Genomic DNA, 14,618 nt, shown 5'->3' on the forward strand with positions numbered 1-14,618 from the left:
CACTACAGCGGGCGAATGTGAACGGTAAGTCTCACTGCACCCTGATCGTGAAGCTGGCGCAAGCCCGCCGCTCCCTGCTCTAGAACATGTTCGTAACGGTTTTTCGGGGTGCGCCAGCGGGACTCGTCCCGCTTTTTTCATGACACGGGCGGTGCTTCAATCACCCGTCCCGTACTGCGCCCGATAGGCTTGCATGGCGGCGAGTGACTCGGCCAGCGCAGGCTGGGTTGCGCAGTAACGAATCAGATCGGCCAGCGTGGCGATGGTCACAACGGTCAGCCGATGATCGCGTTGCAGTTCGCCAATCGCGGACAGCGTGCCCTGACCGCGCTCTTGACGGTCGATCATCACCGCGACCCCGACGGCCGTGGCACCGGCCGCCTGAATCAAGCCCAGCGATTCGCGGATGGCGGTGCCGGCGGTGATTACATCATCGATGATCAACACCCGGCCTTGTAATGGCGCGCCGACGAGCTGGCCGCCCTCGCCGTGGTCCTTGGCCTCTTTGCGGTTGAACACCCAGGGAATCGTCTGACCCGTTTTTTCGGCCAGGGCGATACTGGTCGCTGCGGCGAGCGGAATGCCTTTGTAGGCCGGCCCAAACAGCACATCGAAGGTCACGCCGGAGGCAAGAATGGCCTCGGCATAAAACTGGCCGATGGCGCGCAGGGCCGCGCCGGTGGAAAAAGCCCCGGCATTGAAGAAATACGGGCTGATGCGCCCGGACTTCAGCGTAAATTCGCCAAACTTCAGGGCATGATGCTGGTGGGCGAATTCGATGAATTGCTGCTGATAACTGGACATGAAGCCTCCGCAAATGATCCGGCGCATTGTGCCAGAAACTCAGCCAAACACTGTATTTGCGGGGCAGGTGATCAGGTCCGTGTGGTTGCCCGCCCGGCTGTTATGATGAATGCGTGTCTCATCCAGAGTCTGCGATAACTATGTCGTCATGGTCTGTCTATAAGCAGGAAATTGCCTCGCTCTATTCCCGGCGGAGCACATCGTATGACGACAGTGACTGGCATGCGCAGATGGCGCGTCAGCTAGTGGATTTTTTGAACATCAAACCGGATGCCCAAGTTTTGGATGTGGCTACCGGCACAGGTTTAGTCGCTTTCTATGTGGCGTCAAAACTGGGTGTGGGCGGTACGGTGCTCGGAGTGGATATCTCGGAGGGCATGCTTGCGCAGGCACGCGAAAAATTGCGCACCGTGCCAAGCGCCGCCGTTCGCTTTGAGTGGGGTGATGCGGAGTCACTGGAATACGCACAGGGGCGTTTTGATGTCATCCTCTGTTGTTCTGCCTTGATTTGGATGAGTGACCTACCGGGCGTTTTGAGGCATTGGTGGTCGTTATTGGCGCCCGGCGGGGTCATCGGATTTAATGCGTTTTCTGAGCAGGCATTTGTCATCGGCGTGACAGCCCAGGCGGCGCTGAAGAGCCTAGGTGTGGATTATCGGATGAGCCAGCCCACGGGCAGCGTGGGGAAATGTCGACATCTGCTTGAAGCTGCGGGATTTCAGGATGTGCAGGTACAGGTCGTTCCTGGCGGGAATTACATTGGGCTGGATGAGGCAAAAAGCGCCTGGGTGACAGATGCTCACCCAGCACCGGGGCAATTCCCTCATCCGTTGACGAATTTGACGGCAGAACAGCTTGCTGTTGCCCGCGCCGATTACGAACGCAGACTTGAGCAATTGAATACGCCGGGTGGGTTGTGGAATGACACAACCACATTTTATGTCTATGGCACAAAACCTTGGGCATAGACTATTCGGGCGCGGCAAAATCTCCGAATCGCTGTTGCAAAATGGTCAAGGCGACGATCGGTGCGGTTTCGGTGCGCAGGATGCGCGGGCCGAAGGTGACGGGGATAAATCCGGCGGCGGCGGCCTGTGTGACTTCTGCCGCGCTGAATCCGCCCTCGGGGCCGATCAGAATGGCGGCGCTGCGCGGTCGGGCGGCGGGCATCGAGGGCGGCGGGGTGGTCGCGGGATGGAGAATCCAGCGCAGTTCGGCTTCGGTCGCATCGAGCGCTTCAGCCAGGGAATGGATGGGGTCGATCCGGGGCAGGGTGTTGCGGCCCGATTGCTCGCAGGCGCTGATGGCGATGTCGCGGTATCGTTGCTGGCGCCGTTCCGCCCGTTCGTCGCTGAGTTCGACGACGCTGCGTCCGGTGCTGAGCGGGGTGAGGCGATGCACCCCGAGTTCCACGGCTTTCTGGATGACCCAGTCCATTTTTTCGCCCTTGCCCAGGGCTTGCAGCAAATGGATGTGCAGCGGGGATTCGACGCTGCGGTGAACCACCTCGCCCACCGTCAGATGCCCCTGCCGCCGATCGAGGTGCAGCGTGGCGCTCGCCTCTTCGTCGCGGCCATTGAATACCCGGACGGAAAAGCCATCGCGCAGGCGCAGCACATTTTTCAGATAGTTGAGCCGCTCCTCCGGCAGGGGCAGGGTGGCGCCAGAATGCAGCGGGGTATCGAGATACAGGCGGGGAATGCGCATGCGTTACCCTTTCGTCGCGGCGTGGACAGCGTCGAGCGTGACCCGCAGGAGCAGCGCCCATTCCTCGTCATCGAGGGTGTACGGCGGCATCCAGTACAGCGTGTCGCCGAGCGGCCGCAGCAGCACTTCGTGGTCGAGCGCATGGCGGTAGGCGCGTTGGCCGCGCTGTTCGGCGCGCGGATAAGGCTGCCCGGCACCATCGACCAGATCCATCGCCACGATCAGGCCGCAGCGTCGCACCTGCGCCAGATGCGGATGGGCGCGGAAGGGTTCGAGCCAGGTGTCGATCTGTGCCATGCGGCGGCGGTTTCGCGCGAGGATGTCCTGGCTGTCGAAGATTGAGAGTGTCGCCAGCGCGGCGGTACAGGCCAGCGGGTTGCCGGTGTAGCTGTGCGAGTGCAGAAAGGCGCGTCGCGCCGGGGCATCGACATAAAACGCCTGATAAATCGGCTCGGTGGTCAGCACGGCCGACAGGGGCAGATAGCCGCCGGTGATGCCCTTCGATAGACACAGGATATCCGGGGTGATCGCCGCCTGTTCGCAGGCGAACAGCGTGCCGGTTCGGCCAAAGCCGACGGCGATTTCATCGGCAATCAAATGTACGGAAAACTCGTCGCACAGGGCGTGCAGGCCGGTCAGATAGGCCGGTTCGTGCATTTTCATGCCCGCCGCGCATTGCACCAGCGGTTCGACAATGACGGCGCAGACGGTGTCGGCAACCTGTTCCAGCAAGGCACGCATTCCGGCCAGCGCCCGCTGTGTGACCTCGCTGCAGGATTCGCCTGCTTCGGCTTGCTGGCAGTCCGGCGCGGGGGCGATGAATGCGGGGTGAATCAGCGGGCTGTAGGTTTGGGTGAAGATCGGAATATCGCCCACGCCGAGCGCGCCGAGCGTTTCGCCGTGGTAGCTGTTGGCCAGCGCGATGAAGCGGGTTTTTTGCGCCTGCCCCTGGTTCTGCCAGAAATGAAAGCTCATTTTCAGCGCGACTTCGATGCCGGAGGAGCCGTTGTCGGCATAAAACACCCGGGTGAGCCCCGGCGGGGTGCGGGCGATCAGTTGTTCGGAGAGTTCGATCACCGGCTGATGGGTGAAGCCAGCCAGCAGGACATGTTCCAGGGTATCGAGCTGGGTTTTGAGGCGTTCATTGATGATCGGGTTGGCATGGCCGAACAGGTTGACCCACCACGATCCGATCGCGTCCAGATACCGTCGCCCGTCAAAATCGTACAGCCAACTGCCTTGCCCGCGCGCGATGGGAATCGGCGGAAAGTGCTCATGCGCTTTCATCTGGGTGCAGGGGTGCCATAAGGCGGAGAGATCGCGGTGGATCCAGGCGTGATTGGCGGACATCGGTTTAGTCTGTGTTTGAGGCGGGGGCGGTGAAAAATTCGATGACATCGGATTCTTCCGTCGTGCGGCGCATCGGCGGCAGGGCATTCAGAATCTGCGCGCCATAGCCGGTGCTCTGCAGACGCGGATCGCAGAGCACGAGCACGCCCCGATCGGTGACATCGCGGATCAGGCGCCCGACGCCCTGCTTGAAGGTGATGATGGCTTCCGGCAGGCTCATGGCCGCAAACGGGCTGTGTCCGGCGGCCTTGATTTCGGCCTCGCGCGCCCGGCGCACCGGGTCATCTGGCGGCGCGAACGGGATGCGGTCGATCATGACGACGCTGAGCGCATCGCCACGGACATCCACGCCCTCCCAGAAACTCTGGGTGCCGAGCAACACGCCATTGCCACTGTGGCGAAAGCGTTCCAGCAGTTCCGCCTTGGCGCCTTCGCCCTGAATGAACAGCGGAAAGGGCAGCTTGCCGCGCAGGATCTCGGCGGCTTTTTTCAGCTCCCGATGCGTGGTGAACAGCAGGAACGCCCGCCCCTGGCTTGCCTTGAGCACCGGGAAGATGCGCCGCAGGATTTTGAGCGTGAACTCGGGATCGGTTTTGGGATCCGGCAAATCGCGCGGCAGATACATCAGCGCCTGGCGGGGATAATCGAAGGGCGAGGGCGTTTGTTCGCAGAGCGCCAGATTGAGATTGAGCCGTCGGGTGAAGTGGGAGAAATCCGAGCCCGCCGCCAGGGTGGCCGAGGTGAACACCCAGGTGCGCGGCGTGTTCTCGATGATGTCGCTGAAGGTTTTGCCCGCATCCATCGGCGTGGTGTGCAGGGTGAACGACTTTTCGCGGCGTTCGAGCCAGCGAACCTGGCCGGCTTCCGCCTCCGGGCGCAGTTGGCTGTCGAGCAATTGCCGCAAGCCGACCGCCCGTTCATGACAGTTTTTCAGGCCGGGGCCGCGCTCGGCGGCCTGTTCGAGCAGGCTGCAATACGCCGCGAGCCGATCCCGCAGAGTGTTGAACGCGGATTGAATGGCGGAATCCTCGGCCAGCTCTTCCCAGGCCACTCGATCGGCGCGGAGCTTGGTCAGCGCGGTTTGACACGGTGGCAGCGCGGCTTCGAGCGCGGTTCCGGCGACGAGCAAATCGGTCATGTCGATCGCCTCGGCCTGCTGTTCGCGCTGGGTATCGCGCAACAGATCATGCAATTGGCCGCTGCTGATCGCGCTGCCGAAGAACTGGCTGGCGATGTCCGGGAGTTGATGGGCTTCGTCGAGGATGAGGATGTCCGCTTCCGGCAGCAGTTCGGCAAAGCCGTTCTGGCGGATGGCGATATCAGCGCATAACAGGTGGTGGTTGATGACGACCAGCGTGGCTTCGTGCGCGGCCTCACGCGCCTTGGCGACGAAACAGCCGTCGAGTTTGGGGCAGTCTTTGCCAAGACAGTTGTCGTTAGTCGAGGTCACCAGCGGCCAGATGCCGTGATCTTCGGGCACCTCGGTCAGGCGGGTAATGTCGCCGTCGTGGGTGCGGCTCGCCCAGTGTTTGATGGTGTGCAGGGCGCCGACCCAATCGGGCGCTTTGAGCCGCCCTTCGCTCAGTGTGCTTTCCAGCCGGTAGGGGCAGAGATAATTGGCACGGCCTTTGAGCAACGCGGCGCGCGGCTGGTGGCCGATCAACCGGGCGAGGGTGGGTAAATCGCGGTTGAACAGTTGATCCTGCAAGTGTTTGGTGCCGGTCGAGAGGATGGCTTTTTTGCCCGACAGCAGTACGGGCGCGAGATAGCCGAAGGTTTTGCCGACGCCGGTACCGGCTTCGATCACCACGGTTCGCTGGTCGTTGATGGCGGCGCGGATGGTGCGTGCCATCTGCATTTGTCCCGGACGAGGCTGATAGCCGTCGAACGCCGCCGCGAGGGCGCCATCGGCACCGAAGATGGCCTCCAGATGGGTGGCGGGCGATTGGCTCATCGGCTTAACTGCGGTTCTGGCCGGGCATTTGGCCAGGCATTTGGCCAGGCACGAAACCCGCCTTGCGGCGTGCCTCGGCGGCACCGGCTGTGTCGCCTTGGGCACTGCGGGCGGCGGCAACCGTCATCCAGGCGCGTTGCAGTTCAGCGTTGGTTTGCGCGTACTGCACCGCCCGCAAGGCGAATTGTTCCGCAGCGGCGGGCTGCCCCTGTTTTAACCGCAGGTTGGCGAAATCGACCCAAAGCCGACTGTTGTTCGGTTGAATCTGCACGGCGCGTTCGAGCGTGGCATCCGCCCCGCCCAAATCCCCCGATTGGGTTTGCGCCTCGGCGCGGGTCATCAACGCCAGCACGGCGGGTGCGCTGGCGGTGGGCACCGGCGCGGTATTCGGCAGGGGCGCTTCCGTCGGGGCGGGCAGGTTCTGTTCGGTCAAGCCGGGGATGATCAAGGGCTTGGCCTGCACCGCCGGGGGAATTGGCGGTTGCTGGATGATGATCGGCTGGCTGGTCGCGGGCGGCCGCGGCGGCGCGCTGGCGCAACCGGCGAGCAGCGCAATCGAAAGGGCGGCGAGACTTAAACGAAACAGGGCAAGCGGGTTCATGCGCATCCATCCAGGGTTTTGGCAGATTATCGGAAAAAATTCAGCAGAGGATTCAAGGGATTGCCGGAATCCGTCGCGGGCGGGGCATTGCTGCCGGGGCATTGGGCGACCGCTGGCGGTTCATATCCGCTGACAAACGGCATCAAAATCCCTGGGCAGGGGTTTGGCACGCGCTGTTGGGTGGCCACATCGACCCGGTCAAAGCGGATGCCGCGCGGGGGCGTCATGTCGCGCGGCTGGTTGTATAAGGGCTTGAATGCCGCCGCCCAGACCGGCAGGGCGCCGCTCGCGCCGGTCAGACTGGTGGGTTTGTCGTCATCGCGCCCGACCCAGACGACGCCGACCCGATTGCCGGTAAACCCGGCGAACCAGGCATCGCGGCTATCGTTGGTGGTGCCGGTTTTGCCCGCGACGCCCACGGAAGGCGGGATGATTTTATTCAGCGCCGCCGCCGTGCCGTTGTTGACCACGCCCTGCATGGCGAACTGCAACAGATACAGTGCATTGGGATCGGCGACTTTCTGCACGGTCAGCGGATAACGGGTCAGGGGTTTACCCTGGGCATCCATCACGGTGCGAATCGCCCGCAGCGGTGTGTAGAAGCCATCCGCCGAGAGCGTTTGATAAATCTGCGCGACTTCGAATGGGGTCATGGTCATCGAGCCGAGCAGCATCGAGGGGAAGAACGGCTGGATTTCCGGACCGCCGAGTTTGTGTAGGGTGGCGGCCACGGTGGGTAGGCCGACATCCAGCCCCAGGCGGATACTCGGCACATTGCGGGATTGAGCAAGGTCGATATACAGCGGCGTGGGCCCTAAGAATTTCCGGTCGTAATTCTCCGGGTGCCAGGGCTTGCTGCCGGGTTGATCGACGGTGAGCGGTGAGTCGTCGAGCGGCGTAATCAGCGAATACTTGGCGGGTTGTTCGAGCGCGGCGAGATACATCGGCGGTTTGATCAGCGAGCCGATTTGTCGTTCGGCATCGAGCGCACGGTTGTAGCCTTCGTAGGTCGGGTCGCGTCCGCCGACCAGACCCTCAACCTCGCCGGTGCCGATCGAGGTGATGATCGCGGCGGTTTGCAGGGTATCGGGCGCATAACCGCGCGCCTTTTCGATGCGGCTCAGGGTTTGTACCGCGTTTTCCAGCGCGGCCTGCACGCGGGGATGGAGAGTCGTGAAAATCCGTAGCCCCAGCGTTTGTAAATCCTCCGGTTTGTACTGCTCGGCGAGTTGGCGGCGCACCAGATCGAGGAAGGCCGGATGCGGGGAGGTGGTGCCTTTTTCGGGCAGCACGCCGAGGGGTTTTTGCTTGAGCAGACCGGCTTCGGTCGGGCTGATCAGGCCGTTGTTGGCCATCAAATCCAGCACGGTATCGCGTCGCTCCTTGGCGCGCTCCGGGTTGCGGCGTGGGTTGTAATACGACGCCCCTTTGACCATGCCGACCAGCAGCGCGATTTCTTCAGGCCGCAGCTCATCGACGGGGCGGCCAAAATAGTAGCGGGCGGCTAGGCCAAAGCCGTGGATCGCCTTGTTGCCATCCTGCCCGAGATACACCTCGTTCAAATAGCCTTCGAGGATTTTATCTTTCGGATAATGCCACTCCATTTCGAGCGCCATGATGGCCTCGGCGGCCTTGCGGCTGAGGGTGCGTTTCGGGGTCAAAAACAGGTTTTTGGCCAATTGCTGGGTGAGCGTGCTGCCGCCCTGGACGGCGTGACCGGAAAAAATATTGACCAGCAGGGCGCGCAGTACCGCCGTGGGGACGATGCCGAAATGGTGGTAAAAATCCCGATCTTCGACGGTGAGCAGGGTGTCGATCAACAGCGGCGCATCCTGTTTGACCTGCTCGACATTCAGCAGGATGCGGTCTTCCGTCGTGTTCGGGTAGAGCTGGCCGATCATCATCGGTTCCAGTCGGCTGATACCGATATTCTGGCCGTGATCATCGGTGACGGCCGTGACCCGATCATCGGCAAACTGCACCTTGAGTTGTTTGTCGCTTTCGCGGCCATCCGGGAAGTCGAACGCCCGCCGGTGCAGCCGCACCACATTGCCGGTTCTGTCGTAGGTGCCGGTTTCGGTCAGATCGTTGCGGTCGCGGTAATGCAGTGCCGTGAGCTCATCGACCAGCATTTGCGGGCTGAGATGCTGGCCGACATAAATCTCTTGCGGTGCGGCATAGACCACGGCGGGGAGCTTGAACAGCGTGCCGGAGAACCGTTCGACGACCCGCTGGTTCAGAAAATAGGCCCAAATGGCGACGGCGGCGACCAGCAGTACGCCCGTGTACAACGCCATGCGCCAGAGCAGGCTTTTGAACGATAGGGCGGGACGGCTGGTGCGCGGCTTGGAGGCAGACTTTGCCCGGGAAGATTTCGAACGAGTCGTGCGTTGCGCCACCGGCTGCCTCACCCTGATACACTGAAAATTCAATGGATGACGGGCATCGCGGTTTCACTACTGCCCTACAATCCGCCCCAGAGTGTAACGAAGATAGATTGATTGGGCATCTATTCTGCCAATCACGACTCGATATTTTTGTGGTTCGATACGAGATTTTTTAGAGGGAAAACATCATGACTGCTCCGCTGCCGCTCGAGCAATTGAAGCGCCGTTTGCATGATGCCTATGGTGCGGTCGAGCACCTGCAAACGCATATTTCCCATGTGCTGCTGGCGGGGGATTACGCATTCAAAATCAAAAAGCCGGTGAATTTCGGCTTTCTGGATTTCACCGATTTGGCGCAACGGCAGTTTTTCTGTCAGGAGGAACTGCGGCTCAATCGTCGGCTTGCGCCTGCCTTGTATCTCGGATTGATGGGGCTGGATGCGACCGGGCGGCTCTCGGCAACTGCTGCTGCGGGCGACGAGCCTGTGGTGCAGATGCGCCGGTTTGACCAGAATGCCCGGCTCGATCAATACGCGGCGCGGCAGGGTCTGACCGATGCGCAGGTCGATGGCATGGCGCGGCAGATCGAACGGTTCCATGCCGAGGCCGCCGTGGCACCGCAGGACAGCCATTTTGGCTCGCCCGAGACGGTGTATTTCCCTATTCGGCAGAATTTTGAGCAGATTCGGGGCTTTGCGATCAGCACGGATGATGCGGCCTTGATCGGGCGCATCGAGTCGGCCTCGCAGCAGGCGTTCGAGCAGCTCAAGCCGTTGATTGCGCGGCGCAAGCAGCAGGGGTTTGTGCGCGAAGGGCATGGTGACATGCACCTGGGCAATATGGCGTTGATCGACGATGCCGTGGTGATTTTCGATGCCATCGAGTTCAACGCCGATTTCCGATGGAGCGACACCGCCAATGATCTGGCCTTCCTGTGGATGGACTTGACCGATCGTGGGCTGCTCGGCGCGGCACGGCGGTTGCTGAATACCTATCTTGAGGCCAGTGGTGACTATGAGGCGCTGTTGCTCCTGAAGTTTTACGGTGCCTACCGGGCGATGGTACGCGCCAAAATCGCGCTGTTTGAACTGCGCCCCGAGCTGACGGATGACGAGGCGGCGCGACAATGGGCGACCTTCCGCCGCTATGCCCGCCTGGCCGAGCAGTTTTTCAACCCCACCACGCCCACGCTCTGGCTGACCCTGGGGTTTTCCGGCTCCGGCAAATCGCTGGCGGCGATGGAGTTGGTCACGGCGATGGGCGCGGTGCGGGTGCGTTCGGATGCCGAGCGCCAGCGGCGGTATATCGAGCGGATGAACCGTTACAGCCAGGAGGCGAGCGCCGCCGTGTATGCCGAGCTGCTGCGGATTGCCGAACTCGGGCTGTCGGCGGGCTGGTCGATGGTGATCGATGCAACCTTTTTGAAGCAAGCCCAACGGCAGCCGTTCTGGGCGCTGGGTCAGCGTCTCGGTTTGCCGGTTCATTTGCTGTTCATCGAGTGCGATGTCTCGACCCTGCGACGGTATCTGGCTGAACGCGCGGCGGCGGGGAGTGATATTTCCGAGGCCGACGAAACCGTACTGGCGTCGCAAATGCAGCAGTTGGAGCCTTTGACTGCCGAGGAGCGTGCGCGCAGTTTCCGCCTGCGCTGTGATGCACCGTTCGGCGGGCAAGTCGCCGATGTGCTGGCTGCACTGCCAGCCGATTGACGCGCTTTTTGTCGGCTTTTTGACAGGATGGCGTTCAATCGTTAGTGTTCCAGGCAAGCGGGCGCGATCGATGGATCGTGGCCTTGCGTGGTCATTCGGTTAGGGAAGCGCTGATTAAATCAGCGCTTCCCGCTTGGGGCAGGATGCCCCAACACGATCAACGACATAAGTCGTTGATTCGTGAAGATCGTCGCGGACATGTGCCGCGACAAGGCTTGCTGAATAAATCCATGGATGGATTTATTCAGTGCTTCCTTAGGAGCAGGCATGAGCGAATCCCCCCCGAGTATCTGGCTGCAGGCTGCGCCTGCGGTGGTCGAACGGCTGACCCCGGCATTGCAGATGCTGGGCGTCACGACGGTATCGGCGCCCGCGCCGGGCGTAATCGCGCAGTTTTGCGATGCGCCGCCTTCGGCACCGTTGCCGGGTCTGCCCTGGGTGGCGCTGGGTCTGGCGGATGAGGCGATTCGGGCGAGCGTGGCGCCGTTTGCCAGCTTGCCGCTGCCCTGTCCGTTGCCAGCCTTGCAATCCGTCGTGGGGCGTTTGCTGGCGCGCGCGCGCGCCGAGGCGCTCGTGGCGGCGGGGCGTGGCCTCGTGGGTCAAAGTGTGTCCATCTCGGCGTTACGGGCGCAGATTGCCCAGGTGGCACCGACCGAGGCCACGGTGCTGATCCTGGGCGAATCCGGCACGGGCAAAGAAGTCATCGCCCGGATGATTCACCATCTTTCTGGCCGCAAGGACGCGCCGTTCGTCCCGATCAACTGTGGCGCGATTCCGGCGGAGTTGCTGGAGTCGGAACTGTTCGGTCACGAAAAGGGGGCGTTTACCGGCGCGCTGACCGCCAAACCGGGCCGCTTCGAGCTGGCGGCGGGTGGAACGCTGTTCCTCGATGAAATCGGCGATATGCCGCTGCCGATGCAGGTGAAAATCCTCCGGGTGCTGCAAGAGCGCAGCTTCGAGCGCGTGGGGGGGCGGCAGACGCTGGAAGCCGATGTGCGCATCATCGCCGCGACCCACCGTGATTTGGAGCGGGCCATCACCGCCGGAACCTTCCGCGAGGACTTGTTTTACCGGCTCAATGTGTTCCCGCTGGAAACCCTGCCGCTGCGCCAGATTGCCGAAGATATCCCGCTCATCGTCCGCGCCCTGGTGCAGCGATTCACCCTGGCCGGCCGGCCGATGGCGCAGTTTTCTGACGAGGCGCTGGCGGCACTGGCGGCTTTGCCCTGGCCGGGGAATGTGCGCGAACTCGCGAACCTCGTTGAACGGATGGGGATTTTGTATCCCGATCAACCCGTGGGCGTGGCCGAGCTGCCGGAGAAATTGCGTGCCGGGTTGCCGGCGGAATGGGTGCCGCCGCCCACGGTTCGCCCGGAAGACGCCGAGGAGGTATCGAAAGAACCGGAGGCGCTGGTGGCGGACATGGATCCGCGAGCCATCTTCGCGGCAGGACATACCCCGTCCGATCCGCCGGTTGGGAGCGGTGGGTGCTTGCCCACGGATCTGGAGAGCCTGGCTGCGTGTCAGATCACCCTGCCGGAAACGGGTTTTGACCTCAAGGCCCAGCTCGAAGCGATTGAACAAGGCTGGATTACCGCTGCACTGGCGGCCAGTGAAGGCGTGGTGGCGCAGGCGGCGCGCCAGTTGGGGATTCGGCGCACCACGCTGGTGGAAAAAATGCGCAAATTCCAGATGATGGATTAGGCAAGCCTCAATGCGGTAACGATATAACTCGTTGATTGGATTGGTTCATATCGGTCTGCATGCCCGGCTCGGCCCGTTCTGCGCCGTCCCCTCCCCCAGCGCGCCTTGCGGCGTGTGCAAAACGCTGCCCGCAGGGTGTGCCGCGGGTGTCCGTGGCGCCCGCGTTTTGCGGGGAAATCTTCGTTTGGCATAAACCCTGCTATATCTTCGTCATGCCCGATTGAGCCCAAAATTTTGGGCGGGTCTGAAGGAGATCCAGTCATGAGTACCCTGTCCGTCAACCCTTCCGTCGATCAGATTCTCGCGCAAATGCGGGTGATGCGTGCCGCTGCGACCGATCGCATGGCGGCTGCGCCGACGCCCGATGCGGCTCCGGCCGTTTCGTTCGGCGCGGTGCTGCAAAATGCCCTGGGTGAGGTCAACCAGCTGCAACAAACCTCCAGCGCACTGAAAACCCGCTTTGAACTGGGGGATCCCAAGGTCGATCTCACGCAGGTGATGTTGGCCGGGCAGAAGGCTTCGTTGGGGTTCAATGCCACGCTTCAGGTACGCAATCGGTTATTGCAGGCGTATCAAGATGTCTTGAACATGCCCATTTGATTGAGGTTGAATCATGGCGCAACAATCCCTTTCTCCGGCGAATTCCCCCGCCAGTTTTTCTGCCAGCCAAGCCGCCCCGACCTGGGTGCGGCAGCTCGATGGGGTCACCCAGTCGTCAAGTTTCCGTCAGCTGATGCTGTTGATTGCCCTGGCGGCGGTGATTTCCTTCATGGTGGGTTTTTTTCTGTGGGGACAAAAACCCAGCCTGGTGCCGCTGTATACCAATCTGGGGCCGAAGGAATCCGCCGCCGTAGTGGATGCGCTCAAATCGGCCAAACAGACTTATCAGTTATCGGCGGATGGGGCGATTCTGGTTGACCCTACGCAGCTACCGGCGGTGCGGATGCTGTTGGCCGGGCAGGGTTTGCCTGCCGGGGATGGCGCCGGGCTTGAAATGTTGAACAAAGATCAGTCACTGGGTACCAGTCAGTTTGTGGAACAGGCACGGTATCAGCATGCCATCGAGGTCGAGCTGGCGCGGTCGATCGAAACCATTCAGGGCGTTTCGGCGGCGCGGGTGCATCTGGCCTTGCCCAAGCAGTCGGTCTTCGTGCGGGAACAGCAGCCACCGACCGCTTCCGTGGTGGTCGAGCTGTCGCCGGGGCAGTCGTTGACGGCGGAACAGGTGCGGGCGGTGGTTCACTTGGTGGCCTCGAGTGTCGCGGGCATGAAACCCGACAATGTGAGCGTCATCGATCAACGCGGCGAGTTGTTGAGTCAAAATTCTGACAGCTCGAACGGGATGGGGCTAACCGATAAACAATTTGCGTATCGTCAGCGGGTCGAGCGCGCGTATGCGCAGCAGATCGAGGCGTTGCTCACGCCAATCGTGGGGGCAGGCAAGGTGCGGGCACAGGTGTCGGCCGATATCGATTTTTCCCGCCAGGAAGGCACCAGCGAAACTTATGGGCCGAAACCGGGAGCGTTGCTCTCCGAGCAAAGCACCGAGTCCAGTCGCGCATTGGGCGATCAAGGCATCAATGGCGGCGTGCCGGGGGCGTTGACCAATCAGCCGCCCGGATCCGGCACCGTCACCCCGCCCACCTCTGGCGGATTGACCCCGCCGGCGAATCTGACGGTTCCCCAGTATCAGCAGTTGATTCAAACGCCGATCAGCAGCCAAAAGAACGACACCCGTAACTACAATGTGGATAAAGATATTCGCCACACCCAATACGCCAGCGGTGCCGTTGATAAGCTGAATGTGGCGGTGTTGCTCGATGAGAAAACCGTGACCGACAAAGACGGTAAGACGACTGCCGCGCCGATGTCGGATGCCGAGATGGCGCGGATCAAGGATCTGGTCGCGCAGGCCGTGGGCTTGAACGATCAGCGCGGCGATAAATTGACGCTGGCCAGCATCCCCTTCGTCGAGCAGAAATTGACGCCGGTCAGCATTCCGCTGTGGGAACAGCCCTGGTTTATGCCGTTGCTGAAAAACCTCGGGATGGGCGTTGCCTTGTTGCTGATGTTCTTGTTCGGCGTGCGCCCAATTCTGAAAATGCTGGGGGCAAAACCCAGCGACGCGGCGCCGGGGCATGAGCCGAGCTTGTTGGCGCACTCAGGGGCAGCGGGTGATGAGGGTGTCCAGGTTTCCTTGAGTCGGACGAGTCCGGACGATGGTTCGGTGCGCGCGGTGGATGGCGCGCCCGTGCAGGATATGGATGATCTGGAAGGCGTGCCGCAGTTGATCGGTCAGGCGGGTTATGCGGACAAATTGCGTTCACTCAAGCAAAGCATCAACCATGATCCGAAGGCGGTGGCGGCTGTGATCAAACAATGGACTCATTCGGAGAATTGAC

Annotated in this window: 11 protein-coding genes; 5 read left to right on the plus strand and 6 right to left on the minus strand. The window is 61.8% G+C overall.

Features of this window, described 5'->3' with window-relative positions; translation table 11 throughout:
- Positions 1-156: 156 nt before the first annotated feature.
- Entirely contained in the window at positions 157-804 is a 648-nt protein-coding gene (gene pyrE / locus VOI35_RS01735) for an orotate phosphoribosyltransferase (RefSeq protein ID WP_407276183.1), read from the minus strand.
- Positions 805-944: 140 nt separating this feature from the next.
- Between pyrE and VOI35_RS01740 the strand changes: the two genes are divergently transcribed.
- Positions 945-1,772 carry a class I SAM-dependent methyltransferase gene (locus tag VOI35_RS01740; protein WP_407276184.1) on the plus strand — a complete coding sequence of 276 codons (828 nt, stop codon included), beginning with the start codon at positions 945-947 and terminating at the stop codon, positions 1,770-1,772.
- 1 nt (position 1,773) lies between these two features.
- On the opposite strand, the gene VOI35_RS01745 is transcribed toward VOI35_RS01740, so the two are convergent.
- From VOI35_RS01745 to mrcB, 5 genes are read right to left on the minus strand one after another with little or no spacing between them, the layout of a single operon-like run.
- Entirely contained in the window at positions 1,774-2,511 is a 738-nt protein-coding gene (locus VOI35_RS01745) for a 16S rRNA (uracil(1498)-N(3))-methyltransferase (RefSeq protein ID WP_407276185.1), read from the minus strand.
- A gap of 3 nt (positions 2,512-2,514) precedes the next feature.
- On the minus strand, positions 2,515-3,861 hold the full coding sequence (gene bioA, locus VOI35_RS01750; RefSeq protein ID WP_407276186.1) for an adenosylmethionine--8-amino-7-oxononanoate transaminase: 1,347 nt from the start codon (positions 3,859-3,861) through the stop codon (positions 2,515-2,517).
- 4 nt (positions 3,862-3,865) lie between these two features.
- Positions 3,866-5,815 (minus strand): ATP-dependent DNA helicase, encoded by a 1,950-nt coding sequence (locus tag VOI35_RS01755; RefSeq protein WP_407276187.1) that lies wholly within the window; start codon positions 5,813-5,815, stop codon positions 3,866-3,868.
- Between the two features lie 4 nt (positions 5,816-5,819).
- Positions 5,820-6,416 (minus strand): tetratricopeptide repeat protein, encoded by a 597-nt coding sequence (locus tag VOI35_RS01760; protein ID WP_407276188.1) that lies wholly within the window; start codon positions 6,414-6,416, stop codon positions 5,820-5,822.
- A gap of 26 nt (positions 6,417-6,442) precedes the next feature.
- Positions 6,443-8,815, minus strand: coding sequence for a penicillin-binding protein 1B (gene mrcB / locus VOI35_RS01765; protein ID WP_407276189.1), 2,373 nt, complete (start codon positions 8,813-8,815; stop codon positions 6,443-6,445).
- A 176-nt stretch (positions 8,816-8,991) separates the two neighbouring features.
- Here mrcB and VOI35_RS01770 point away from each other — a divergent pair, with 176 nt between their 5' ends.
- The 4 genes from VOI35_RS01770 (at position 8,992) to fliF (ending at position 14,617) form a co-directional block, all read left to right on the plus strand.
- Positions 8,992-10,512, plus strand: a complete 1,521-nt coding sequence (locus tag VOI35_RS01770; protein ID WP_407276190.1) for an AAA family ATPase — start codon at positions 8,992-8,994, stop codon at positions 10,510-10,512.
- Between the two features lie 267 nt (positions 10,513-10,779).
- Complete coding sequence (locus tag VOI35_RS01775) at positions 10,780-12,216, plus strand: sigma-54 interaction domain-containing protein (RefSeq protein WP_407276191.1); 1,437 nt, start codon at positions 10,780-10,782, stop codon at positions 12,214-12,216.
- Positions 12,217-12,477: 261 nt separating this feature from the next.
- Entirely contained in the window at positions 12,478-12,816 is a 339-nt protein-coding gene (gene fliE, locus VOI35_RS01780; protein WP_407276192.1) for a flagellar hook-basal body complex protein FliE, read from the plus strand.
- Positions 12,817-12,829: 13 nt separating this feature from the next.
- Positions 12,830-14,617 carry a flagellar basal-body MS-ring/collar protein FliF gene (fliF, locus tag VOI35_RS01785; protein ID WP_407276193.1) on the plus strand — a complete coding sequence of 596 codons (1,788 nt, stop codon included), beginning with the start codon at positions 12,830-12,832 and terminating at the stop codon, positions 14,615-14,617.
- Position 14,618 lies beyond the last annotated feature (1 nt).

The organism is Halothiobacillus sp. DCM-1 (assembly GCF_045689735.1).
In the GTDB taxonomy this organism is placed as follows: Bacteria; Pseudomonadota; Gammaproteobacteria; order Halothiobacillales; family Halothiobacillaceae; genus Halothiobacillus.